At 72.7% G+C, this 24,209-nt stretch carries 19 protein-coding genes and 1 pseudogene; 12 read left to right on the forward strand and 8 right to left on the reverse strand.

Annotated features, from left to right (window positions below; all coding sequences use genetic code 11):
• Positions 1-155: 155 nt before the first annotated feature.
• Positions 156-1,514, reverse strand: coding sequence for an LCP family protein (locus O1Q96_RS05675; protein WP_419586428.1), 1,359 nt, complete (start codon positions 1,512-1,514; stop codon positions 156-158).
• Between the two features lie 187 nt (positions 1,515-1,701).
• The gene (locus O1Q96_RS05680) at positions 1,702-2,457 is read right to left on the reverse strand and encodes a TIGR03089 family protein (protein ID WP_269247128.1); all 756 of its coding nucleotides are present in this window, start codon (positions 2,455-2,457) and stop codon (positions 1,702-1,704) included.
• Positions 2,458-2,567: 110 nt separating this feature from the next.
• Between O1Q96_RS05680 and O1Q96_RS05685 the strand changes: the two genes are divergently transcribed.
• On the forward strand, positions 2,568-4,181 hold the full coding sequence (locus tag O1Q96_RS05685) for an N-acetylmuramoyl-L-alanine amidase (RefSeq protein WP_269253487.1): 1,614 nt from the start codon (positions 2,568-2,570) through the stop codon (positions 4,179-4,181).
• 167 nt (positions 4,182-4,348) lie between these two features.
• Positions 4,349-5,431 (forward strand): mannose-1-phosphate guanylyltransferase, encoded by a 1,083-nt coding sequence (gene manB, locus O1Q96_RS05690; RefSeq protein WP_269247129.1) that lies wholly within the window; start codon positions 4,349-4,351, stop codon positions 5,429-5,431.
• A 166-nt stretch (positions 5,432-5,597) separates the two neighbouring features.
• Here the strand turns inward: manB and O1Q96_RS05695 are convergent, their stop codons facing one another.
• The 4 genes from O1Q96_RS05695 to O1Q96_RS05710 form a co-directional block, all read right to left on the reverse strand.
• Complete coding sequence (locus O1Q96_RS05695; RefSeq protein WP_269247130.1) at positions 5,598-6,623, reverse strand: DNA-3-methyladenine glycosylase family protein; 1,026 nt, start codon at positions 6,621-6,623, stop codon at positions 5,598-5,600.
• Positions 6,624-6,703: 80 nt separating this feature from the next.
• The gene (locus tag O1Q96_RS05700) at positions 6,704-8,029 is read right to left on the reverse strand and encodes a coenzyme F420-0:L-glutamate ligase (RefSeq protein WP_269253488.1); all 1,326 of its coding nucleotides are present in this window, start codon (positions 8,027-8,029) and stop codon (positions 6,704-6,706) included.
• A gap of 26 nt (positions 8,030-8,055) precedes the next feature.
• Positions 8,056-9,015, reverse strand: coding sequence for a 2-phospho-L-lactate transferase (cofD, locus tag O1Q96_RS05705; protein ID WP_269247131.1), 960 nt, complete (start codon positions 9,013-9,015; stop codon positions 8,056-8,058).
• 42 nt (positions 9,016-9,057) lie between these two features.
• A complete protein-coding gene (locus tag O1Q96_RS05710) occupies positions 9,058-9,606 on the reverse strand; it encodes a cysteine dioxygenase (RefSeq protein ID WP_269247132.1) in 549 nt (182 codons plus the stop codon).
• A gap of 745 nt (positions 9,607-10,351) precedes the next feature.
• On the opposite strand from O1Q96_RS05710, the gene O1Q96_RS05715 reads away from it, so the two are divergent.
• The 3 genes from O1Q96_RS05715 (at position 10,352) to O1Q96_RS05725 (ending at position 16,105) form a co-directional block, all read left to right on the forward strand.
• Positions 10,352-10,615, forward strand: a complete 264-nt coding sequence (locus O1Q96_RS05715; RefSeq protein WP_053723761.1) for a WhiB family transcriptional regulator — start codon at positions 10,352-10,354, stop codon at positions 10,613-10,615.
• Between the two features lie 226 nt (positions 10,616-10,841).
• Positions 10,842-14,597 carry a glycosyltransferase family 2 protein gene (locus O1Q96_RS05720; protein WP_269247133.1) on the forward strand — a complete coding sequence of 1,252 codons (3,756 nt, stop codon included), beginning with the start codon at positions 10,842-10,844 and terminating at the stop codon, positions 14,595-14,597.
• A complete protein-coding gene (locus tag O1Q96_RS05725; RefSeq protein WP_269247134.1) occupies positions 14,594-16,105 on the forward strand; it encodes a DUF5719 family protein in 1,512 nt (503 codons plus the stop codon). Before O1Q96_RS05720 ends, O1Q96_RS05725 begins: the two co-directional genes overlap by 4 nt.
• Positions 16,106-16,132: 27 nt before the next feature.
• Here the strand turns inward: O1Q96_RS05725 and O1Q96_RS05730 are convergent, their stop codons facing one another.
• Positions 16,133-16,585 (reverse strand): metallopeptidase family protein, encoded by a 453-nt coding sequence (locus tag O1Q96_RS05730; RefSeq protein ID WP_269253489.1) that lies wholly within the window; start codon positions 16,583-16,585, stop codon positions 16,133-16,135.
• Positions 16,586-17,010: 425 nt separating this feature from the next.
• On the opposite strand from O1Q96_RS05730, the gene O1Q96_RS05735 reads away from it, so the two are divergent.
• From O1Q96_RS05735 to O1Q96_RS05765, 7 genes and pseudogenes are all read left to right on the forward strand, one after another.
• Entirely contained in the window at positions 17,011-17,391 is a 381-nt protein-coding gene (locus tag O1Q96_RS05735) for a DUF3499 domain-containing protein (RefSeq protein WP_269253490.1), read from the forward strand.
• 147 nt (positions 17,392-17,538) lie between these two features.
• Positions 17,539-17,980 (forward strand): annotated as a pseudogene (locus tag O1Q96_RS05740) (L-lactate permease); the annotation flags it as partial.
• Between the two features lie 219 nt (positions 17,981-18,199).
• Positions 18,200-19,564, forward strand: a complete 1,365-nt coding sequence (locus O1Q96_RS05745; RefSeq protein WP_269253491.1) for a phosphomannomutase/phosphoglucomutase — start codon at positions 18,200-18,202, stop codon at positions 19,562-19,564.
• A gap of 135 nt (positions 19,565-19,699) precedes the next feature.
• Positions 19,700-19,870: a Trm112 family protein gene (locus O1Q96_RS05750; RefSeq protein ID WP_269247135.1), complete on the forward strand. Its 171-nt coding sequence runs from the start codon at positions 19,700-19,702 to the stop codon at positions 19,868-19,870.
• A 56-nt stretch (positions 19,871-19,926) separates the two neighbouring features.
• Positions 19,927-21,054: an SIS domain-containing protein gene (locus O1Q96_RS05755; RefSeq protein ID WP_269247136.1), complete on the forward strand. Its 1,128-nt coding sequence runs from the start codon at positions 19,927-19,929 to the stop codon at positions 21,052-21,054.
• Between the two features lie 74 nt (positions 21,055-21,128).
• Positions 21,129-22,280: a mannose-6-phosphate isomerase, class I gene (gene manA, locus O1Q96_RS05760; protein ID WP_269247137.1), complete on the forward strand. Its 1,152-nt coding sequence runs from the start codon at positions 21,129-21,131 to the stop codon at positions 22,278-22,280.
• Positions 22,281-22,424: 144 nt separating this feature from the next.
• Positions 22,425-23,402: a cation diffusion facilitator family transporter gene (locus O1Q96_RS05765; protein ID WP_269247138.1), complete on the forward strand. Its 978-nt coding sequence runs from the start codon at positions 22,425-22,427 to the stop codon at positions 23,400-23,402.
• A gap of 121 nt (positions 23,403-23,523) precedes the next feature.
• Here O1Q96_RS05765 and lepB read toward each other — a convergent pair whose 3' ends face one another.
• Entirely contained in the window at positions 23,524-24,186 is a 663-nt protein-coding gene (lepB, locus tag O1Q96_RS05770; RefSeq protein WP_269247139.1) for a signal peptidase I, read from the reverse strand.
• Between the last annotated feature and the right edge of the window lie 23 nt (positions 24,187-24,209).

A 24,209-nucleotide genomic window follows, 5' to 3' on the forward strand; every position in this document is an offset into this window, starting at 1 on the left:
CCGGGTGCACCGGATCGCTCACACTATCCGCCCCGTTCGGCGTCAAGCGACGACGGTGACAAATTCCACGTCCCTACAACCGGGCAATCCACCCAATTCTTTGAACGTACGTTCCCTCTCTTGGTGCGCCCTTTACTCAGAGGGCTGTTCGGGCGTCAACCGCACGCGTCCTCGGCGGCCGTGTTCCCCCGGAAAGTCGGCGCGGGACTCGTGGCGGGCGAAGGACCGGCGGGCCGTTTTGCGCCTGATGTGCCGTCCTGCGGTTCCGCCGGGCCCGAGTCGCGTTCGTAGCGCCCTTCTTGGCCCTCGTCACCCTGCTGAAAAGGCGCGTAGTCGTACGAATCGCCCTGTGAGTCACCGGATGTGTCCTCGGTGCCCTCGCTCTCACCCGGTGTCGTACGGCTCCACTTTTCGCCGGAATCCTCCGGAAGTTCCCTGGTGACCTCCAACGGCGCGTCCGTGCGCAGCCGTTCGAAGAGTTTCTCCGCCTCGGGTTCCACGAGCTGGTCGCGATTGGCGTTGTAGGCGTACGACTCCCTCGGCACGGTGAGGAATTGCACCCGTTCGGTGGGGATGTTGCGCATGCCGCGCACCAGGTCGTAAAGGCCCCGCAGGCTCGCCAGCCCGGGGTCGGTGGTGAGCGACGACGTCGCCGCGTCCAGCACGGGATAGAGCTTCACCGGATTCAGCAGGACGTCGTTGCTGCGCACCTTGTTGACCAGCGCGCCCAGGAAACGCTGCTGGCGGTCCATCCGGTCGGTGTCGCTGCCGTCGCCGATGGTCTTGCGGGCGCGTACATAGCCGAGGGCCTGTTCGCCGTTGAGCCGCACCTTGCCCGCGGGCAGCCGCAGCTTGGCCGCGGGATCGTCGATCGGCTCCTTGAGGCACACCTCGACGCCGTCCACCGCGTCGACCATGTCCTTGAACCCGTGGAAGTCGACCACCATGTGGTGGTCGACCCGAACGCGGGTCAGTTTCTCGACCGTCCGGATCGTGCAGGCCGAACCGCCCCTCTGGAAGGCGTAGTTGAACATCGCGAACAGGGGCTCGGTGCGGGTGCCGTCGGGCCGGCGGCAGCTCGGTACGTCCACCATCAGGTCGCGGGGGAGGGAGACGGCGGTCGCGCTGCGCCGGTTCGCCGCCAGGTGCAGCAGGATCGTGGTGTCGGAGCGCTCGGTGCCGGAGTCCCGGCCGTACTTGCCGTTCCCGTCCCCCGACCGCGAGTCCGAGCCGATCAGCAGGATGTTCTGCGCGTCCCGCACCAGCGAGGTGGGCCGCTCCTTGTCGTACCGGGCGAGCTCGGCGGCGGTGTCGTCGTCCGACGTGATGTTGCCGTTCAGCTTCTCGTACACCGCCCACCCGGCTCCCGCCGCGGCCACGAGGACCACGGCGGTGCCGATGCCCGCGTACCGCAGCCACCGCCGGCGGCGCCGGGCGGCACCGGCTCCGGTGGCGGACGCGCCCACGCCGGGCCCGACCACCCCCTCGCCGTGCGTGCCTCCGTTACCGCTCACGCCACGCTCCACCCCTCCTGCCGTTCGGAACCTGCCCCTACGACCATCACCCGGCCGGGGGCGGGGGGCTTCGGGGGAGGGGCCGAACGGGGGACGGGGCGGGGGATGCGGCGGGGCGGGCGGGCCGAGGTCTCCCGGCCCGCCGCGCGGGCGAGGGAAACCGCCCCCGCCCGGGCGGCGAATCCGCTCAGCGAGCCGTGGAGGTGACCCGCTCGCTCTCGATCCGCTTGGCCAGCGCGTCGCCCCCGAGCTCTTCGAGGTTCCGGCACAGCACCACGGACCCGCCGGCGGCCAGCGGCGCGTAGAGGCCGGCGCTCAGCCCGTCCCACGTGTCGTACGAGAGCGCGGACAACAGCCGGGACCCGGGCCCCGTCAGGTCGAGCCCGGGAGCGTCGGCCCGAGCCCGCTCGACGACCTCCGCCCCCGTCAGCTCCGCCCCGGCCACGACCAGCGCGGCACTCTCCGGGTCCACCGGGCCGTACGGCCGGAAGGCGTCACCCTGACCGGGCACCTCGACGGCGTAGTCGGCGTACCCGGCCGGCGGCTGCGCGAAGCGGCGACCCAGCGGCGCGAGCGACAACGCCACCCGCTCCCCGGAACAGGCGAGGCCGGCCTCGAACCGGCCCGGTCCGGCGACCACGTGATCGGCGGCACCCGCGTCGCCCCCGACATCCGCCACCACGCCCGCGGACGAGCACGCGAGCAGCCACACCGCCGTCTGCCAGTGCGCGGGCAGCAGCAGCGCCACGCGTTCACCGGGTTCGGCGCCCAGTTCGCCCTGGAGCAGATTCGCGGTCTTGGCCACCCAATTGGCGAAGGTGGCCACGGACAGTTCGACACGTTCGCCCGTGGCGTCGTCGTAGAAGGTCACCAGGGGGCGTGCGGGATCCGCGGCGAGCGCGGATCGCAGCAGGTCGGCGGGGGTGCGGTCGGTGGCGTTCACGGGACGCAAGCGTACGCGGGCAGCTGCCCGGGCGGGGGAGCGAGGGCCACCGGTTCGGCCGAGTGCGGCCGACGGTCCGTCATATCCCGGATGGACAGATAAGTATGACTATGTCCAGGATCAGGGGCATGCGCGGACATCTTGCTTCCTCGATCGCCGTCACGTGTGCGGCCGCCCTGGCCTTCCCCCTGGCGCTGGCCTCCGACGCCGCGGCCACGCCCCTCGCCTCCGGAAGACCGGCCGACGGCAGACCGGTTGCCGGGTGGACCGCCCCGGACGGACCGGCATCCGGACGAACGGCACGCGCCCGACCCGAAACGGCCAGGCCGTCCACCGCCTCGGCGGGGCACCGCACGGGCGCGGCGGCAGCCCCCGTGGCGTCGGCCGACCGGGCCGTCCCCGGCAGCACCCAGTCCCTCCCGCTCACCCCCCTCGCCGCCGGGGCCTCCCAGGCCACGCCCACCCCCTCCGGCGACCGCGCGCTGGCCCCCGTGTCCGCCCCCGTCCAGGGCCTCGCCCGGCGGGACGTGCGGCACTTCTCCCTCGTGGGCGTCGTCTGGGACAACCCCGACAGCGAACTCCACGGCCGGGTCCAGGTCCGTACCCGCGCGACCGGCACCGGCACGTGGTCGGCCTGGCAGGACGTGGACACGCACAACCACGAGCACGCGGCCGACCCCGACACAGCGGAACGCACCTCCGGCCGGGTACGGGGCTCCACGGCGCCCCTGTGGGTGGGTGACTCGGACGGCGTGGAGGTCCGCGTCCAGGCGGAGGCGGACGGCCGGGCGGGCACCGACGGGAGGGCCGTCGCGGGCGAGCCCCTCCCCAGAGGACTGCACGTCGAACTGGTCGACCCCGGCGCCGAGCCCCCGCCCCAGGGCTCCGAGGTGGAGGTCCCCCGCGCCAACGCCCTGACCGCCGAGTCCGCGGCCTCCTCCGCCGTCAACGCCGACCTCGCACCCCTCGGCGCCACCGAGATCCCGGCCCTGAGTCAGCGGCAGACGCGGGCCGACCTGCTCGCGACCCGCGGCGAGGGCGAGGAGACGGCGGGTACGACCGGTACGGCCGGCACGACGGACACGGCCGGCTCCGCGGCCGGCCAGCAGGCGAAGCCGTACATCGGCGCACGTCCGCGCATCGTCACCCGCCGGGGCTGGGGCGCCGACGAGACGCTCCGCGAGCGGAACTTCAGCTACACGAAGACAGTGAAGGCCGCCTTCGTCCACCACACCGCGTCGGGCAACAACTACCGTTGCGCGCAAGCCTCTTCAGTCATCCGCAGTATCTACCGCTACCACGTGAAGAGCAGCGGCTGGCGTGACATCGGCTACAACTTCCTCGTCGACAAGTGCGGAAACATCTACGAGGGACGGGCCGGTGGCGTGGCCAAGCCGGTCATGGGCGCGCACACTCTCGGTTTCAACACCAAGAGCATGGGGATCGCGGTCCTCGGAAGCTTCGGCGGCACGAACCCGCCCGCCCCCGCGGTGAAGGCCGTCGCCCGGCTCACCGCGTGGAAGCTCGGCCTCTTCGGAGCGAACCCGCAGGGCAAGACCTACCTCAAGTCGGGCGGCGGAAATCTCTACCGAAAAGGAAAGAACGTACGACTCAATGTAATCTCCGGTCACCGGGACGGATTCGCCACCGAATGCCCGGGCGGCCGGCTGTACGCGAAGCTCGGCAGTGCCCGTGCCACTTCGGCCCGCTACCAGGGACGATGAGGTCCGGTCGGCGGGAACGCTGAAGCCCGGCATGCCGGGTCCCCAAACCCGGCGGCCCCCCACGGCCATCCTCCCCCAGAGGCGCCCCACAGCCATCTAAACGGTCTGCACACACTGGCCGGTCGAAAGACAGTTCGACCGGCCCCAGCAGGAAGCAGAGACGACAGGTGACAGAAGCGATCCTCCTGGTCGGCGGCAAGGGCACACGGCTGCGCCCGCTCACGGTGCACACGCCGAAGCCGATGGTTCCGGCGGCCGGGGTACCGTTCCTCACGCACCAGCTGGCACGGGCGAGAGCGGCGGGGGTCGAGCACATAGTGCTCGCCACGTCCTACCTGGCCGAGGTCTTCGAGCCCTACTTCGGCGACGGTTCGTCGCTGGGGCTCCACATCGAGTACGTCACCGAGGACGAACCCCTCGGCACCGGCGGCGCCATCCGGAACGTGGCCTCCCGCCTGAGATCCGCCCCCGACGATCCGGTCCTGATCTTCAACGGGGACATCCTGACCGGCCTGGACATCCCGGCCCTGGTCGACACCCACCGGTCGTCGGGCGCGGACGTGTCGCTGCACCTGACGCGGGTGGCGGACCCGAGGGCCTACGGCCTGGTCCCGACCGACGCCTCGGGCCGCGTACAGGCGTTCCTCGAGAAACCCCAGACCCCCGAGGAGATCGTCACCGACCAGATCAACGCGGGCGCGTACGTCTTCCGCCGCTCGGTCATCGACGCGATCCCCGCCGGCCGTCCGGTGTCGGTCGAACGGGAGACGTTCCCGGACCTCCTGGCCTCCGGGGCCCACCTCCAGGGCATGGTCGACTCCACGTACTGGCTGGACCTGGGCACTCCGCAGGCCTTCGTGCGCGGCTCCGCCGACCTGGTCCTGGGCAGGGCCCCGTCCCCGGCCGTCCCGGGTCGCTGCGGCGACCGCCTGGTCCTGCCGACGGCCACGGTCGCCTCGGACGCCAAACTGACCGGCGGCACGGTCATCGGCAGCGGCGCGACCGTGGGCGAGGGGGCCCGCATCTCCGGCAGCACGATCCTGGCGGACGCCGTCGTCGAGCCGGGCGCGGTCGTCACGGACTCCCTGGTCGGCGTGGGCGCCCATGTGGGCGCCCGCTCGATCCTCACCGGCGTGGTCGTCGGCGACGGCGCGTCGGTGGGCCCGGACAACGAACTCCGCGAGGGCGTACGCGTCTGGTGCGACGCCCGCATCCCGCAGGGGGCACTGCGCTTCTCGTCGGACCAGTAGCGCCGGTGAGCGTCAGTAAGTACTGGTAGGGATCAGCAACAAACGATCAGCAGCAAGGAATCAGCAGCAAGGGGGGACCCCGGTACCACCGGGGACCAAGGAGGGGGGGCCGAGCCTGCGTGCCACACGGCGCGGGCTCACACCTCCGGCGCGGGAGAGCCCGCGCTCACAGCCGCCCGATGTCCCCACGAGGCATCTTCGGATGGCGCCGGGGCGGTGTCCGCCCGCTCAGCAGAATGAGCCGGGCGGCCCGATGCCGCTGCCCCGCGTACGGCTCCAGCAACGAGAGCATCACGGCGTCGTCCGCGTCCCGGTCGCCGGCGAGGGCGTACCCGACGATCCCGGGAAGGTGCAGGTCCCCGACCGTCACCGCGTCCGGCGCCCCATGGCTGCGCTGCACGGTCTCCGCCGAGGTCCACGGCCCGATCCCGGACACCAGCTCCAGCCGCTCACGGGCCGCCTCCGCATCGAGCGCCACGGCCTCCTCCATCCGCCGGGCCACCCGTACGGCCCGCAGGATCGTCGACGCCCGCTTGTTGTCGACCCCGGCCCGATGCCACTCCCACGAGGGAATCAGCGACCAGACCCGGGGCGCCGGCATGACGAACATGCGCCCGTCGACGGGCCCGGGCGCGGGCACCCCGTACTTCCGCACGAGCGCCCGCCAGGCCCGGTAGGCCTCGTCCGTCGTGACCTTCTGCTCCAGGATCGACGGAATCAACGACTCCAGCACCAGGCCGGTACGCGTCAGCCGCAGCCCGGGCCGCCGGTGCCGGGCCGTCGCGACCAGCCGGTGCCGGGGTTCGAAGGCCCCGGGGTCGTCCGCCTCCCCGAGCATCAGGGGGAGCCGGTCGAGCAGCCACAGCGCCCCGGGCCCCCACGCCTCCCCCTCGACGACACCCCCGCGTACACACACCCGCAGGGTCCCGGGCCCGACGGGCGTGAGGCTGGCCCGCCACACGGCCCCGTCCGGGGTCCTGCGGAAGGTGGGGTCCGCGGGACCACGCCGTAGCGGCCCGAGCACGAGGCCCAGGTCGAGCGGCCAGGGCGGCGCCCAGCTCCGTCTCCGTCCGCCGACGGCGGCTTCCGTCGGCAGCTGCGTCCGGGCCCGCGACTGCGTCTGCCCGGGCACGACGACATGCCCGCCGCGCACGGTCGTACGCGTGGGCCGCTGTTCGAAGCGTCCGGCCACGGAGAGGGTCCTGGGAGTGTTCGGGAAGGGAGGTCCGGGGAGAGGGCTCGGGAAGTTGCCCTACGAGAGTAGGGCCGACGTCAGCGGACCTCGATGAAAACCCCGGCATCCCGCTGGGGCCGGGCCTTCGGTTCCTCGGCCGCGTGCCCGACGGCGACGGCTCCCATGGGATCCCAGCCCTCCGGCAGCCCGAGCACGTCCCGCACGACGTCCCGGCAGAACATCGTCGACGACACCCACGCGGACCCGAGCCGCTCCCCGGCGAGCGCGACCAGGAAGTTCTGCACACCGGCGCCCGTGGCGACCACGAACATCTCCCGCTCGGCCCCGTCGCGCCGGGCGTCCCCGTACGTGTGCGACCCGTCCATGACGAGACACGGGACGACGAGGTACGGCGCCCTGCGCAGCACGTCCCCGCGCCGCACCCGCTTGGCGACGGACTCCGCGCTCTTGCCGTCCCGCTCCAGGTCGGCGATCCAGGCGTTCCGCATGGCGTCCAGGAGCCGCGTGCGCGACCCGGCCGACTCCAGGAGGACGAATCTCCACGGCGTCGTGTGGTGCGGGGCCGGCGCGGTCACGGCCGCGGCCACCGCGCGCCGCACGGCGCCCGGGTCCACCGGCTCGTCGGTGAAGGCCCGGACGGTACGCCGCTGGGTGACGGCCTCCCGTACGGCCTCGGAGGTCCCGAGCCGGAACATGTCGTCGCGGGCGCCCCGGACCATCCCGCGGGTCCCTTCGTCGGCGTCGTCCGTGCCCACCAGGTGGGGCAGTCCGCGGACGACGGCGACGGGCAGCCCGGCGGCCTTGCCCTTGACCAGGTCACCCGCGGCGGCGAGCTCGTCGGCGGTGGCGACGACGGTCGCGCCGAGCGGATTGCCGTGCGCGTCCGTGCCGCCCCGCAGGTCGTCGAGCACGCGCACACCGGCGGCCCCGATGGCGACATCGGTGAGCCCGGTCCGCCAGGGCCGCCCGAACGTGTCCGTGACCACGACGCCGACCTCCACGCCGAGCGCGTTCCGCAGGCCGTCCCGGATCGCCCGCGCCGAGGCGTCCGGGTCCTCGGGGAGCAGCAGCACCGTCCCGGCGGGCGTGTTGGAGGCGTCGACCCCGGCGGCGGCCATCACGAGCCCCTGCCGGTTCTCCACGATCCGCAGCGGCCCGCGCCGGGCCACGACCCGTACGGTCTCGGCGTCGATGGCGGCCTCGCGGTCCTCCGCCTCGACGACGCGGCCCTCGGCCTTGGAGACGATCTTCGAGGTGACCAGCAGCACATCACCGTCCATCAGCCCGGGCCCGGCACCGGCGATCAGCTTCGCGAGGTCGTCGCCCGGGCGCACTTCGGGCAGCCCGGCCAGTGCCCAGACCCGGAAACCGGGAGTGTCCGGCGCGAACCCGCCGCCCGGCATGTCCGTACTCCGGGACGTCTCGTCGCTCAAGCGCCCCGCACCTCCTCCGCCAGCGTCAGCGCCTCACAGGCCATCGCGGCCGTCGCGTCGAGGTCGGTCATCATCAGCGGTACGGCACGGCACCGGATGCCGGCGTCCGTGACGCGCTCCACCACCCCGGCGTCCACCGTGTCGACCAGCCATCCGTCGAGGAGCCCCGAGCCGTAGTGCTCGGCGACCGCCGCCGCGGTGGACTCGACCCCCACGGCTGCCAGGACCTTGTCGGCCATGCCGCGCACGGGCGCGTCCCCGACGATGGGGGAGAGGCCGACCACCGGCACCCCGGCCTCGGCGATCGCCTCCCGGATGCCCGGCACGGCGAGGATCGTGCCGATGGACACCACGGGGTTGGACGGCGGGAAGAGGATCACGTCGGACGAGGCGATGGCCTCCAGCACCCCGGGCGCCGGCTTGGCCTGCTCGGCTCCTACGGGCACCACGGCGTGCGCGTCCACGGAGGCCCGCAGCCGCACCCAGTACTCCTGGAAGTGGACGGCCTTGCGCTCGCCGTCCACCTCGACGGCCACATGCGTCTCGACCCGGTCGTCGGACATGGGGATCAGCCGGACACCCGGATTCCACCGGTCGCACAGGGCTTCCGTGACGGCGCTGAGCGGATATCCGGCGCTCAGCATCTGCGTCCGCACGATGTGCGTCGCGAAGTCCCGGTCGCCCAGACCGAACCAGGAGGGCCCCGCGCCGTACGCGGTCAGCTCCTCCTTGAGGTGGAACGTCTCGTCGGCCCGCCCCCAGCCCTGCTCCTCGTTGATACCGCCACCGAGCGTGTACATCACCGTGTCGAGATCCGGGCAGACCTTCAGCCCGAAGAGGTGGATGTCGTCCCCGGTGTTGCCGATGACGGTGATGTCCGCGTCCGGCGCGGCCTGCTGGAGACCACGCAGGAACCGGGCACCGCCGATGCCGCCTGCCAGAACCACAATGCGCATGGCACGCAGTCTTGCAGGCGGCCACGGCCGCGCGTCAGCCGGTTACGAGACGTCGGCCCCCGAGCACCGCGCGTGGGGGGTCTCCTCGGCCGGCCGGAGCCGAATCCGGGTCTCGGCCTGGGTTCCGGCCCGGGGGAGCATCGGCATCTCCGTCAGTCCCGGGTGGTACACGTGCAGGCTTATGGCCGGTTCGAGGGAGTCGTTGACGACCTCGTGCACGTAGCCGGGCGCGAACACCCGCTGAGCGCCCGCGCCGAGCGCGCGTGTGCCCCGCTCGGTGCGCTCCGTGAGGGCGCCCTCCAGGACGGTGAGTACGCCGGAGGAGCGGCCGTGGTCGTGCAGTCCGCTGCCCTGCCCGGGGACCCAGGACAGCAGCCACACCTCGTAACCGGGTCCGGTGCGCAGCCGGTGGTACCAGCGGGAGGCCGCGTCGTACCGGACGAGGTGCTCCCACTGGGAGCGGTCGGCGGCGATGGAGCGTGCGAGGCCGACGAACTCGGCCACGGTGGACGGATGCTCGCGCGGCGGCTGGAGGAGATGGGGTACTTCGAGGATGTCGCCGGCGATCTGGAGGTCGCTGTCGCTGTTCATGGGGTGCGGTGGTTTCCTCGGCGAAGAGAGTGCTGGAGGTCTGGGGTGTCACGTACCGGCCGCCCGGATCGCGGGCGTGAGGTGTGCCCGGGTAGGGGCGGGGGACCAGCGGCCGGATCTCAGTGGACCCGGCGGCAGCGGGAGCGCGGTCGGCTCAACAGCTGCGACAGCAACAGCTACAGCGAGCGTGGGCAGCACCGGGGGACCCGGCGGTGCGGGTCGAGGTGAGTGCCAAGTTCGCGAGCATGCCCACTAGGACACCGGCTCACACCCGCACTGTCAACTTCACGTCCGATATGTGGGCGTTGTTTCACCTCATCCGGGCCTCCTCGAAGGTGAAAGGTTTGTGCAGGAGGTTGTCGGGACACATGGCGCACAACCGGGCGCACGAACCGTGGAGCGACCCCGTGATCCCTGTGCGATCCCAGTGATCCATATGTGATCCGGTTCGCTTCGTGGCCGTGCCGGAACGAGATCGAACTCCTGGGCGTCCTCTTCTGTACAGATCCTGTTCCGTACAGGCCCTGTCGGAGAGGGGGCCTCACCGGGTCCCTTTCGCCTGTCAGGGTTTATGCCGATTTGAACACTTTCCGCAAAGCCTTGGTTCCGCAGAGTGAATAAGGGGCCCAATAGCAGATCTCGGCTTGACTGGCCCGGATCGGCACACTTGTAATTTCACTCGTGTCGTTCAGCCGAAATCGGTAGCGGCAGCATCACGGGGACGCGAGACGGACGAGGGGCGCACATGACCGAGCTGTTTCAGGAACTGCTGGTCGACGAGGCCGAAGAGGAGCTCGGCTGGCAGGAGCGGGCGCTCTGCGCGCAGACCGACCCCGAATCCTTCTTCCCCGAGAAGGGCGGTTCCACCCGCGAGGCGAAGAAGGTCTGCCTCGCCTGTGAGGTCCGCTCCGAGTGCCTCGAATACGCGCTCGCCAACGACGAGCGCTTCGGCATCTGGGGTGGCCTGTCCGAGCGCGAGCGGCGCCGCCTGAAGAAGGCCGCCGTCTGACCGGTGCCCGATCGCGACCCGATCGCATTCCGGTCGCACTCCGACCGGACGGTGCACACCCCTACGTACTGATACGTAACGAACGGCCTGTCGCAGGTGGGTTGTCCACAGGCGGCGGGCCGCGCTGGTGTCCAGCCGTTAGTGTGGGCCTCCGTCCGAGACGCCACGCTGTCCCCCGAGGACACAGGCGTCCACCGCAGTCCAGCGAACCGGGGCCTGTACCTCGATGTCCGTGCACAGCCATTCGGCAGGTCGGTACGACCCTGCCACTGCAGCGTTCGACCCGGCCGGCCAGGCGGTGTTCGACCCCACGCGCCCGCCCGAGTACCCGAGGCACGTGGTCACCGCCGTGCTCGTCTCGCACGACGGCGCCCGCTGGCTGCCCGAGGCCCTCGCCGGGCTGCTCGGTCAGGACCGGCCCGTACAGAACGCGGTGGCGGCCGACACCGGCAGCGCCGACGACTCCGCCCGGCTGGTCACCGAGGCCCTCGGCGCCGACCGGGTGCTGCACCTCGCCCGGCGCACGGGCTTCGGCCAGGCCGTCGAGGAGGCCACCCGCAGCGCGGGCGTGCTGACCCCGGACGACCTTCCGTACCTGAAGCGCCCCAGCGGCTGGGACCCGGTCACGCGCACCTGGCGCGACGACGCCTACGACATGCCGGAGCTGCCGCACGGCGAGCCCGAGCAGTGGCTGTGGCTCCTGCACGACGACTGCGCCCCGGAGCCCGACGCCCTCGCCCAGCTGCTGCGCGTCGTGGAGAACGAGCGGGAGCTCGGCAAGGACGTCGCCGTCGTCGGCCCCAAGCTCCGCGGCTGGTACGACCGCCGGCAGCTCCTCGAAGTCGGCGTCACCATCGCCAACAGCGGCCGCCGCTGGACCGGCCTCGACCGGCGCGAGCAGGACCAGGGCCAGCACGACCACGTACAGCCCGTGCTGGCCGTGTCCACCGCGGGCATGCTGATCCGCCGCGACGTCTACGAGGAGCTCGGCGGCTTCGACCGGCGGCTGCCCCTCATGCGTGACGACATCGACCTGTGCTGGCGCGCCCAGTCCGCGGGCCACCGTGTCCTGGTCGCCCCCGAGGCGGTCGTCCGGCACGCCGAGGCGTCCTCCCGTGAGCGCCGCACCGTCGACTGCGTGGGCCGCACCTCCGCCTCCCCGCACAAGGTCGACAAGGCGGGCGCCACCTACACCCTCCTCGTCAACACCCGCAGCGCGGCGCTCCCCTGGGTCCTCGTGCGCCTCGTCCTCGGCACGCTGCTGCGGACGGTCGCGTACCTCGTCGGGAAGGTCCCCGGACAGGCGGTCGACGAGATCCGCGGCCTCCTGGGCACGCTGCTGCGCCCCGAGCGCATCGTCGCGGGCCGGCGCGGCAGGGGCAGACCCCAGGTCGACAAGGGCGAGCTGCGCCCGCTGTTCCCGCCCCCCGGAGCCACGGTCCGGGCCACCGTCGAGCAGGCCGCGGGCAGCCTCATGGGCCGCACCGACGCCGAGCTGACCGCGGCCGGCCGGCACGGCGGCGCCGTCGAGTCCGGGCCGGGCGACGACGACGCCGACTTCCTCCAGGTCGAGCAGTTCGCCCGCCTCAAGCGCATCGCCCGCAAGCCGGGCCCGATGGTCTTCGTGGTGCTTCTCCTCGTCTCCCTCGTCGCCTGCCGTGAACTCCTCGGCGGCGGCGCCCTCTCGGGCGGCGCGCTGCTGCCCGCCCCCGCGGACTCCTCCGAACTGTGGGCGCGCTACCTGGACGGCTGGCACCCGGTCGGCGCCGGCGGTACGCAGTCGGCGCCGCCCTATCTCGCGCTGGTCGCGATGCTCGCGAGCGTGCTGTTCGGTTCCACCGGGCTCGCGGTCACCGTCCTGCTGGTCGGCTCGGTGCCCCTGGCCGGCCTCGCCGCCTACTTCGCCTCCAAGCCGCTCGTCGAGTCCCGCCTGCTGCGCGCCTGGGCGTCCGTCGCGTACGCCTTCCTGCCCGCCGCCGCCGGCGCGCTCGCGGCCGGCCGCATCGGCACCGCCGTACTCGCCGTCCTGCTGCCCCTCATCGCGCGCGCGGGCATCGCCGCGAGCGGCCTCGCCTCGGAGACGGGCCGCGGCAGCTGGCGGGCCACCTGGGCGTACGCGCTGCTGCTGACCCTCGCCACCGCGTTCACGCCGATCGTGTGGCCCATCGCGCTGGTGCTCGGGCTCGCCGTGCCGGCCGTGCGCCGCAGGGACATCGCCGCCTACGGGCTGCGTTTCCTGGCCCAGCTCGGCACCCCGCTGCTGGTCCTCGCCCCCTGGTCGCTCTCCCTGCTCCCGTTCGGCTTCTTCCAGGAGGCCGGTATGGAGTACGCGTCGGGGGCGGCCTCCGCGCTCGACCTGCTGGGCGCGAGCCCGGGCGGTCCCGGCACGGTCAGCGGGCTGATGCTCATCGGCATCGTGTGCGCCGCCGTGGCCGCGCTGATGCGCGCGGAGCGACAGCTGGGGATCTGGACGGCCTGGGCCGCGGCACTGGTGGCACTCGTCTTCGCGGCGCTCTCCAACAGCTCCACCTGGGCCGGCCCTGCGACCCTCGTCTACGGCCTCGCCTTCCTCGCCGCCGCCGCGCTCGGCGCCGACGGGGCCCGCTCGCGCGTGGCCGAGCAGAGCTTCGGCTGGCGCCAGCCGGTCGCCGTGCTCATCGCCTTCGCCGCGGCCGCCGGACCCCTGCTCGTCGCCGCCGGATGGATGATCCGCGGTGCCGACGGGCCGCTGGAGCGGCGCGATCCCGTCCAGGTGCCCGCGTTCGTCGCCGAGGAGAGCGGTACCCGCGACCAGGCCCGCACGCTCGTCCTCGACAGCGACTCGGCGGCCAGGGTCGGCTACACGCTCGTCCGTGGCTCCGGCGCCCGCCTCGGCGACGCCGAACTGGCCGCGGCGGACGGCGAGAACAGACTGCTCGACAAGGTCGTCGCCAACCTGGTGGCGGGTTCCGGCGCCGACCAGGCCGACCAGCTCGGCGGCTTCGCCGTGCGGTACGTCCTCGTGCGCGACGGCGCGCCCCGGGAGGTCGGCCGTGTCCTGGACTCCACTCCCGGCCTGAGCAGGCTGAGCCAGCGGGACGGCATCGCCCTGTGGCGCGTCGACCGGCAGGTCGCGCGCGCGGCCGTCGTCCCGAAGTCCGGAGATCCGCAGCCCATCGCCGCCGGCCCCGTCGAACTGCACACCGAGATCCCCGCCGGTGCCGACGGCCGTGTCCTGCGTCTCGCGGACACCGCCGACGAGGGCTGGACGGCCACTCTCGACGGGAAGCCGCTCACCAGGACCACGGTCGACGGCTGGGCGCAGGGCTTCGAACTGCCCGCCACCGCGGGCCGGCTGGACGTCACGTTCGAGGCACCGATGAGCCACACCGGCTGGCTGTGGGCGCAGGGCGCGCTCGCCGTCGTCCTCGTGGTGCTCGCCCTGCCCGGCCGTCGCCGCGACGTGGACGACGACCTTCCCGAGGAGCCCGTCGTACCCGTCCAGGCCGCCTCGGGCGAGGGCCGCAGGGCCCGCCGTCTGCGCGCCCAGGCGGAGGCAGGGGAAGCGGACCGGCCCGACGCGTTCCCGCCCGACTCCCCGCCCGCGCCCGAGGGGGCTCCCGCGGCCGCCCCGGTCCCGCAGCAGCAGGCGTACGGCACGGGGGCCGCGCCGGGTGAGGCCGTTCAGGACTGGGGGAGGGACACGACGACGTACGCGGACGCCGAGTACGGCACCTACGGCGGCGATCAGTACCAGGGCGCCCCGCAGTACCCGGCGGGCACCTACGAGCAGCAGCCGTACCAGGCGGACCCGTACCAGCCGGACCCCTACCAAGCGGGCCACTACGACCCGTACGCGGCGTACGGCACGGGGAACGCGGCGTACGACCCGACGCAGACGTACCCCCAGGGCTACGACGCGCAGTACGACCCGGAGCAGCAGCAACAGCAACCGCCGCCGCACGGCACCGACAGCGAGCGCCCCGACGGGAGCCAGCAGTGAACCGCACCACCGTGTCCCTGATCGCCGGCGTGGCCGCGCTCGCCGCCGTCACCGGGTTCGCCTCGATGTCCGAGCCACAGGCCTCCGGCGCGGACACGGCGAAGACCGCCGCGGAGCTGCCCGTGGAGCGCACCAGCCTGCTCTGCCCGGCTCCGAGCACCTCGGACCTCGCCGAGACCGCGTACACGTCCTTCACGCCCGTCACCAAGGGCACCGGCAAGAGCGGCAAGGCCGAACTGACGGCCGCGGGCGAGGAGTCGGCCGAGGGCACGTCCGACGGGTCCGAAGCCGACGGCAAGGGGGGCGGCAAGAAGGCGAAGCCCGTCCTGACGCCGAAGGAGCCGGGGAAGCCGGTCACGGGCGAGGCCTCCGGCGCCGAGTCGCCCGCCCTCGTCGGCACGGCCGAGGGCAAATTCGCGCCAGGCTGGGCCGTCCAGCAGACCACGGAGGTCGAGGCGGGCAGCGGCCGAGGCCTGCTCGGCACCGCCTGCTCGGCACCGGACACGGACTTCTGGTTCCCGGGCGCCAGCACGGCCAAGGAGCGCACGGACTACGCGCACCTGACCAACCCCGACGACTCCGCCGCCGTCGCGGACATCGAGCTGTACGGCAAGGACGGCGCCCTCAAGTCGACGGTGGGGGAGGGCATCAAGATCCCGCCGCACTCCAGCGAGGCCGTGCTCCTGTCGACGCTCATCGACGAGCCGCAGACCAACCTCACCGTGCACGTCACGGTCCGCAGCGGCCGGGTGGCCGCCGCCGTCCAGGCCGTCGACGACGCGCTCGGCGGGGACTGGCTCGCCGCCTCCGCCCCGCCGGCGGGCAGCCTCGTCCTGCCGGGCATCCCGAAGGACGCCACCTCCGTCCGTCTGGTCGTCTTCGCGCCCGGTGAGACCGACGCCGATCTACGGGTGCGTCTCGCCTCGCCGACCGGCCTGATCACTCCCGCCGGGCACGAGACGGTGCACGTGAAGGCCGGCATGACGGCCGCCGTCGACCTCGGTGACGTCACGCGCGGGGAGGCGGGCTCCCTGGTGCTGACGCCCACGGAGAAGTCGGCCCCCGTCGTCGCGGCCCTCCGGGTCGTACGCGGCAAGGGCGACAAGCAGGAGACGGCGTTCATCCCGGCCACGGGTCCGGTAAGCGCGCGTGCGACGGCCGCCGACAACCGCTCCAAGGGCTCGACGCTCTCCCTCGTCGCCCCCGGCCGCAGCGCGAAGGTCAGGGTCACGGCCTCCGCGGGCAGCGGCGGCGGAACGGCCGCCACGAAGACGTACACGGTCAAGGGCGGCACCACTCAGAACGTGCGGCTGCCCGTGCCGAGCGGCCTCAAGGGCACGTACGCGCTCACGGTCGAGCCGCTGTCCGGCGGCCCCGTCCACGCGGCGCGCATGCTCGAAGCGGCCGAGGGCGGCATCCCGATGTTCACCGTGCAGACCCTCCCGGACGACCGGGGGACGGTGGAGGTACCGGACGCGGAGCAGGACCTGTCCGTGCTGCAGAGGTAACGGGCGCGGGAGGAGCAGCCCCGGAGGTCAGTCCTCCCCGTAACGGGGATCGACGGTCTCCGGAGTCAGCCCCAGCAGCTCGGCGACCTGTTCCACCACGACCTCGTGCACCAGCGCGGCCCGCTCGTCGCGGCCCTTGGTGCGGATCTCGACGGGACGCCGGTAGACGACGACCCGGGCGGGACGGCCCTCGTGGGCCGGAGTCGTGCCCCCCAGGGGCACGGCCTGGTCGCCCCAGCCGTCGTCGTCGGCCGGATCGAACCGGGGCACCTCCAGCACCATGAACTCGATGTCCGCCAGCTGCGGCCACCGCCGCTCCAGTCGCTCCACGGAGTCCTGCACCAGATCCGCGAACACCTCGGCGCGACTGGCCGAGAGGGGCACCTGCGGTGGCGCCACCGGACCACGCATCCCGCGCCCGTGTCGATCACGACGACGGGGCCTGGGTTCGGCGGGACGGGGCGGTACGGGGTTGTCCATCACTGACGAAGCGTAGTCCCCGCCCACCGCCCCCGTCCGCACACGGCACGCGCCCCGCCAGGGGTTCGCGGTGGCCGTGCGGTGCGGTGGCGCCGGGCGCGCGCCGCCCGGACCGCGACGGGCCGCACGAACCCCGGATCTCACCCCGTCCCCGCGCCCGTGCGTCGGCATGTCGCAGGATGACCATTCCGGCCAAGCTCGGGCTCGTTTCCGTACCTCCTCAAGGTGCAGGAATCACGGCAATTGACGGTGTTTGTACCGACTCCTGATCGCGTCCGGGCCTGTCCGGGATCTCGTCAACACCCGTACCCGCAGGTCAAGAAGGCCCGCCGGGAACCCCCTGTGTCAGGCATCACAGCACGACACGGTGGGGTGACCCGGGGGAGAGTCGTCGCGGCCCGCTCAAGAGTGCGGTACCGTCCAACATCGTGAGCCCTGTACGTCGCTGTTCGCGCACCGCCTGCGGCCGTCCCGCCGTCGCGACGCTGACGTACGTCTACGCCGACTCGACCGCGGTCCTCGGCCCGCTCGCCACCTACGCCGAACCCCACTGTTACGACCTGTGCGCCGAGCACTCCGCGCGCCTCACCGCCCCGCGCGGCTGGGAGGTCGTCAGGCTCGCCGACGGCTCCGCTTCCTCCCGTCCCAGCGGTGACGACCTGGAAGCGCTCGCCAACGCGGTCCGTGAGGCGGCCCGCCCGCAGGAGCGTGCCGCGCAGACAGGTGGCGCCGGCGCCCGCTCCGCGAACCCGGTGGAAGCCGGCCGACGCGGCCACCTGCGGGTACTGCGTTCACCGGACTCCTGAACAGCTTTCCGGGCCGGACTTCGCAACCCCCTTCCCCCGACGGGGACTTCACTCCGTGCGCATGCGGTGCACGTTTCACCCGATGGCGCACGGCCATTGACGCACGGCCATTGATGCACGCTTGGCGTGGACACGAGCATGTTCCCGGACGACCCGCGCATCCAGGCGCTCGTCGTCGCGTTCTGCTTCGGCGCGCTCCTGGAGGCCCTCGCGGGCTTCGGCGCGCCCGTCGCGACCTGCTCGGTGATGCTGGTCGCGCTCGGCTTCGAGCCCGTCCGCGCCGCCGTCGTCGCCCTGGTCGCCACCACCGCGCCGGTCGCCCTCGGTGCCATGGGCACCCCGGTCGTGACGCCGGCTCAAGTCTCCGCCCAACTCGCGGACATCGGGGCCGCCCTGGCCGGCGCGGGCGCCCTGATTGGCGGTGCCGCAGGCGCGCAGGCCCGCCGCCGAGCCCGTACGGGCCGCGGTCCTGACCGGCGTACGCGGCGAGGACCTGGACGAGGAGGACCCGCGCCCCGAGGTGCTGCGGGCGTACGCCCCGTACGCGCTGATCGTCGTGATCTTCTCCGTGACGTCCGTCCTGGCGCTCGCCTACGTCATGAACCTGTCCGGACAGGCGGCCACCATTGCTGGTCATGTGCCTGATCGTCGTCGCGCAGAGCTCACCCGTCCCGGAACGGATGCTTCCGTGAGCCCGTGGGAAGGCCGTGTGCGATGTCCGTATGTGACCGCTCAGATCCCGCACGGCCGGGTGTCGGTCCCTACGGGTAGTTTGGGGTCACCGTTGAGGACTCCAGAAAGGTTGGCCGTGACCGCTGATCTGTCACAGCTCGTGAAGGCGTACGACGTGCGAGGGGTGGTCCCGGACCAGTGGGACGAGACGCTGGCCGAGCTGTTCGGCGCGGCCTTCGCACAGGTGACGGGAGCGGACGCGATCGTGACCGGGCACGACATGCGCCCCTCGTCACCGGGTCTGTCGCGGGCCTTCGCGCGCGGGGCGGCGGCGCGCGGCGTCGACGTGACCGAGATCGGGCTGTGCTCGACGGACCAGCTGTACTACGCGTCGGGCGCGTTCGGCCTCGCGGGCGCGATGTTCACGGCCTCGCACAACCCGGCCCAGTACAACGGCATCAAGATGTGCCGGGCGGGCGCCGCCCCCGTGGGCCAGGACACCGGTCTCACGGAGATCCGCGAACTCGTCGAGTCCTGGGTCGACTCGGGGGCCCCGGTCTCGGACGCGACACCCGGCACGATCACCCGGCGGGACACGCTGGAGGACTACGCGGCCTATCTGCGCGGCCTCGTCGACCTGACCTCGGTCCGCCCCCTGAAGGTCGTCGTCGACGCGGGCAACGGCATGGGCGGGCACACCGTCCCGACCGTCTTCGCGGGCCTGCCCCTCGACCTCGTCCCGATGTACTTCGAACTGGACGGCACGTTCCCGAACCACGAGGCGAACCCCCTGGACCCGGCGAACATCGTCGACCTCCAGAAGCGCGTCCGCGAGGAGTCCGCCGACCTCGGCATCGCCTTCGACGGCGACGCCGACCGCTGCTTCGTCGTCGACGAGCGCGGCGAGCCGGTCTCCCCGTCCGCGATCACGGCCCTGGTCGCCTCCCGCGAGCTGGCCAAGCACGGCGGCAAGGGCACGGTCATCCACAACCTGATCACGTCCTGGTCGGTACCGGAGGTCGTCAGGGAGAACGGCGGCACGCCGGTACGCACCCGCGTGGGCCACTCCTTCATCAAGGCCGAGATGGCCACCTCCGGCGCGATCTTCGGCGGCGAGCACTCCGCGCACTACTACTTCAAGGACTTCTGGAACGCCGACACGGGCATGCTCGCGGCTCTCCACGTCCTGGCGGCCCTCGGCGGCCAGGAAGGCACGCTCTCCGCCCTCGTCGCCCAGTACGACCGCTACGCGGGTTCCGGCGAGATCAACTCCACGGTCGACGACCAGACGGCCCGCCTCGCCGCGATCAGGGCGGCCTACGAGGGCCGCACGGACGTCACCTTCGACGAACTCGACGGCCTCACGGTCGCCACCGCCGACTGGTGGTTCAACGTCCGCCCCTCCAACACGGAGCCCCTCCTGCGCCTGAACGCGGAGGCCCGCGACGAGACGACCATGACGAAGGTCCGCGACGAGGTCCTCGCGATCATCAGAGGCTGAGTCCCCCGAAAGAGACGGGAACGGCTAGGGCGGCGAGGGCGCAACACCCCCGCGCCCGGCCGCCCGCGGCGGTACCCTGACCAGGCCACATCACCGCACCACCTCGCACCTCCTCCGCCCCCGAAGGGACCTGACATGCCGCTCGAAGCCGGCCTCCTGGAGATCCTCGCCTGCCCGGCCTGCCACGCCCCCCTCGAGGAGCAGGAGGCCGAGCTGATCTGCACCGGCCAGGACTGCGGCCTCGCCTACCCCGTCAGGGACGGCATCCCGGTCCTCCTGGTCGACGAGGCCCGCCGCCCCGCGTAAACCCCGTCGCGTCCACGAAGAAGCGACCCCCGCCAGGTGCCCGGAGGCTTCCCACCATGCTCGACGAATCACTTCTCGACGACCAGGAGGCGCTGGCCCGTGTGGACCGGCGGGAGTTGCTCCGCGGCGCCGCCGAGGCGGGCGCCCGCGTACGCACCGCCGTCCGGCACGCCACCGAGGCCGGCATCGCCGAGCTCAAACCCGACGGCCGGCCCCGCGCCATCCTGATCGCTGGCCCCGGCCTGGCCGCCACCTGCGTCGCCGACCTGCTCGGCTCGCTCGCCGGCGCCGCCTGCCCCGTCACCCGGCTCACCCCCCGCGGAGTGGCCCCCGCGGCCGGCGCACTGCTCTGGGAACTGCCGGGCTGGGCGGGCCCCGTCGACCTGCTCCTGGTCGCCACGCCCGACGGCAGCGAGCCCGGTCTCTCGCTCCTCGTCGAGCAGGCCTACCGGCGCGGCCTCACCGTCGTCGCCGTCTGTCCGCCCCGTGCCCCGCTGACCGAGTCGGTCGCCGGCGTCCACGGCCTCACCGTGCCCATGGCGACCGCCCCCTACGAGCCGCAGGCCCTGGCCGCCGCCTCGGCGCCCGGCTCCCTGTGGGCGCTGCTCACCCCGCTGCTCGCGCTGCTCGACCGCACCGGCCTCCTGGCCGCTCCTCCCGAGGTCCTGCAGAAGGTCGCCGACCGTCTCGACCGGGTGGCCGAGCGCTGCGGCCCGGCCATCGCGACCTACAGCAACCCCGCCAAGACACTCGCCGCCGAGCTCTCCGAGACGCTTCCGGTGATCTGGACCGAGGGCGACTCCGCCGGTCCCGCGGGCCGTCGCTTCGCCGCCGCCCTGGCCGAGCTCGCGGGGCGACCCGCGCTCACCGCCGAGCTGCCCGAAGCACTCGACACGCACAGCGTCCTCCTCGCGGGCGCCCTCGCGGCGGGCGCCGACCCCGACGACTTCTTCCGCGACCGGGTCGAGGAGGCACAGGTCATCCACGCGCGCGTGGTGCTGCTGAGGGACCGCCCGGCCGGCGGCCACACCGCCGCCCCCGCCGCCCGCGAGCTCGCTCTCAGCCATGACACGGCGGTCAGTGAGATCGGACCGGAGGAGGGCGGAGACCTGGAAACCCTCGCCGAACTGATCGCCATCACGGATTTCGCCGCCGTTTACCTGGCGCTCGCCTCGACGGCCTGATCTTGAGCCACGCCTCCTGACCGGACCCGCCGATCAGCGGTGTACCAGCGCACGTACGGAGAAGAAGACAGAGCATGGACCGCCTCGACAACACCGTCCGCCCCTACGCCTGGGGCTCCACCACGGCCATCCCGCGGCTCCTCGGCGCCGAGCCGACCGGTGAGCCGCAGGCCGAGATGTGGATGGGCGCCCACCCGGGAGCGCCCTCGCTCACGCCCCGCGGCCCCCTCACCGAGGTGATCGACGCGGACCCCGAGGGCGAACTGGGCACCGAGGCGGTCGCCAGGTTCGGCCCGCGCCTCCCGTTCCTGCTGAAGATCCTCGCCGCGGGCGCCCCCCTCTCCCTCCAGGTGCACCCCGACCTCGCCCAGGCCAGGGAGGGGTACGAGGACGAGGAGCGCCGCGGTGTCCCGATCGACGCACCGCACCGCAACTACAAGGACGCCAACCACAAGCCCGAACTGATCTGCGCGCTCACGGAGTTCGACGGCCTGTGCGGATTCCGCGCCCCGCTGGAGGCCGCCGGGCTGCTCTCGGCCCTCGAGGTCGACTCCCTCAAGCCGTACGTCGATTTGCTGCACGCCCGCCCCGAAGAGGCCGCGCTGCGCGAGGTGTTGACGGCCGTCCTGACCGCGGACCCCGAGGCGATGGCCACCACGGTCACCGAGGCCGCCGCGGCCTGCGCCCGGCTCGGCGGCGACCACGCCCCGTACGCCGGAATCGCCCACCACTACCCGGGCGACCGGGGTGTCATCGCCGCGATGCTGCTCAATCACGTGCGGCTGCAGCCCGGCGAGGCCCTGTTCCTCGGCGCCGGAGTCCCGCACGCGTACCTGAACGGCCTGGGCGTCGAGATCATGGCCAACTCCGACAACGTGCTGCGCTGCGGCCTCACCCCCAAACACGTCGACGTCCCCGAACTCCTGCGCATCGTCCGCTTCGAGGCCGGCGACCCGGGCGTACTGCGCCCCGAGGCCTCCCGGGACGGCGAGGAGGTCTACGAGACCCCCATCGACGAGTTCCGCCTTTCCCGGTACGTCCTGCCGGAGGGCGGGCCGGCCCACGACCTCACGCTCCGCACCCCACAGATCCTGCTGTGCACCGCGGGCTCCGTACGGACGGGCGACCACCCACTCGGCCCCGGCGAGTCCGTCTTCGTACCGGCGGACGAAAAGCTGGAAGTGTCCGGGAACGGAACGGTTTTCCGCGCCACCGTCATCACCTGAAGCGGTCACTGTGACGGCGTGGCACTCCACCACCTGTCCGGGCTGCAACAATGGCCCACCGCAAAGGCCAGGCAAAGCACGGGACGGCAGCCGGGCGGCGGCCGGGCGGCCAGCCGACGGCAGACGAAGGGACATTGGGAACACATGAGCGCGTCAGGCGGCACCAAGGCGATCGTGGCGGCACTCGTCGCCAACCTAGCGATCGCGGTAGCGAAGTTCGTGGCGTTCGTCTTCAGTGGTTCGTCGTCGATGCTCGCCGAGTCCGTGCACTCGCTCGCCGACTCCGGCAACCAGGGCCTGCTGCTCCTCGGCGGCAAGAAGGCCAAGCGCGAGGCGACCCCGGAACACCCCTTCGGCTACGGCCGCGAGCGGTACATCTACGCCTTCCTCGTCTCGATCGTCCTCTTCTCGGTCGGCGGCATGTTCGCGATCTACGAGGGCTACGAGAAGATCAAGCACCCCCACGAGATCGACCACTGGTACTGGCCGGTGGGCGTCCTCGTCTTCGCGATCATCGCCGAGACCTTCTCCTTCCGGACGGCCATCAAGGAGTCCAACCTCACGCGCGGCAAGCAGTCCTGGAAGGAGTTCGTGCGCCACTCCAAGGCGCCCGAGCTGCCGGTCGTCCTCCTCGAGGACCTGGGCGCGCTCGTCGGTCTGATCCTCGCCCTGTTCGGCGTGAGCCTGGCCCTGGCGACCGGCGACGGCGTCTGGGACGGCATCGGCACCCTCTGCATCGGCATCCTGCTCATCCTCATCGCGATCGTCCTGGCCGTGGAGACCAAGTCGCTGCTCCTGGGCGAGGCCGCGGGCATCGACCAGGTCAGGAAGATCGAGGCCGCGATCGTCGACGGCGAGACGGTCCCCGCCATCATCCACATGCGCACGCTCCACCTCGGTCCCGAGGAACTGCTGGTCGCGGCGAAGATCGCCGTCCGGCACGACGAGACGGCCACCGAGGTCGCCGCCGCGATCGACGCCGCCGAGTCCCGCATCCGCGAGGCCGTCCCGATCGCCCGCGTCATCTACCTCGAGCCCGACATCTACAGCGAGACCGAAGCCGCCAAGGGCGTGGACCCGGAGGCGGCCCCGGGCGGCCCCACCCCGGCCGCCGAGCACTGATCTCCCGCGGTACGGGGGGAAGGGCGCTCCTCTCCCCGTAACGCGACCGGGGCCCGCCGAACGATTCGGCGGGCCCTTCCGCGTGCTTGCCGCTACGTCTGTCCGCGCCCTTGGCCTTCGCCTACACCTGCACGGGCCTGGGCGGGGGCACCGGCCGCCGCCGTACGACCCGGGCCGAGATCCCGCAGCCGAGCCCGACGAGCGCGAGCACCACCCCGAGCACCGCGGCCGACACCGCGAACACGGCGCCGCCCGGGCCGTCCACCACCCGCCCCCGCACCGCCCAGGCCGACACCGCGGCCGCCGAGTCACCGGTCCCGTAGAACCGGGAGTCCAGTGAGTCCACCCGGTGGTCGCCGAGCAGGAACAACCGCCCTTGCGGAACCGTCAGGTCGTACGGCCGCCCGATTCCGTCGGCGACACCGTCCTGTACGTACGACTCCTGGAGCGGCCGCCCGTCGAGCGTCACCCGCTCGTCCGTGCCACTGCCCTCGCAGCACGCCACCCGGTCACCGCCGACGCCCACCACCCGCTGGAGCACAGGCCCCCCGTCGTCCGGGCTGGGCAGATCGACGAGGACGACATCGCCCCTGCGCACCTGGTGCCCGTCCATCAACTCCACGACCAGCCGCTCCCCGACGGTGTATGTGGGCGACATACTCGAACTCACCACGGTGACCCTCGTATAGGCAGACCGCACATACAGCACGGTGCCGATCAGCAACACGAGCCCCAACGGCCCCAACACCCAGGCTGTGAGCGCCAGTCTGCGTCCCTCACGCATCTCTGTCCCCTCCCCTTCTTGCG

Source organism: Streptomyces aurantiacus (assembly GCF_027107535.1).
Taxonomy (GTDB): domain Bacteria; phylum Actinomycetota; class Actinomycetes; order Streptomycetales; family Streptomycetaceae; genus Streptomyces.

Bases quoted from the DNA above. Each gene is read 5' to 3' on its own strand.
- O1Q96_RS05715 (WP_053723761.1), top strand. From the start codon at position 10,352: ATGACCGAGCTGTTTCAGGAACTGCTGGTCGACGAGGCCGAAGAGGAG.
- manA (WP_269247137.1), top strand. From the start codon at position 21,129: ATGGACCGCCTCGACAACACCGTCCGCCCCTACGCCTGGGGCTCCACC.
- O1Q96_RS05685 (WP_269253487.1), top strand. From the start codon at position 2,568: ATGTCCAGGATCAGGGGCATGCGCGGACATCTTGCTTCCTCGATCGCC.
- O1Q96_RS05755 (WP_269247136.1), top strand. From the start codon at position 19,927: ATGCTCGACGAATCACTTCTCGACGACCAGGAGGCGCTGGCCCGTGTG.
- O1Q96_RS05730 (WP_269253489.1), bottom strand. From the start codon at position 16,585: ATGGACAACCCCGTACCGCCCCGTCCCGCCGAACCCAGGCCCCGTCGT.
- O1Q96_RS05765 (WP_269247138.1), top strand. From the start codon at position 22,425: ATGAGCGCGTCAGGCGGCACCAAGGCGATCGTGGCGGCACTCGTCGCC.
- cofD (WP_269247131.1), bottom strand. From the start codon at position 9,015: ATGCGCATTGTGGTTCTGGCAGGCGGCATCGGCGGTGCCCGGTTCCTG.
- lepB (WP_269247139.1), bottom strand. From the start codon at position 24,186: ATGCGTGAGGGACGCAGACTGGCGCTCACAGCCTGGGTGTTGGGGCCG.
- O1Q96_RS05750 (WP_269247135.1), top strand. From the start codon at position 19,700: ATGCCGCTCGAAGCCGGCCTCCTGGAGATCCTCGCCTGCCCGGCCTGC.
- O1Q96_RS05720 (WP_269247133.1), top strand. From the start codon at position 10,842: ATGTCCGTGCACAGCCATTCGGCAGGTCGGTACGACCCTGCCACTGCA.
- O1Q96_RS05700 (WP_269253488.1), bottom strand. From the start codon at position 8,029: ATGCCGGGCGGCGGGTTCGCGCCGGACACTCCCGGTTTCCGGGTCTGG.
- O1Q96_RS05710 (WP_269247132.1), bottom strand. From the start codon at position 9,606: ATGAACAGCGACAGCGACCTCCAGATCGCCGGCGACATCCTCGAAGTA.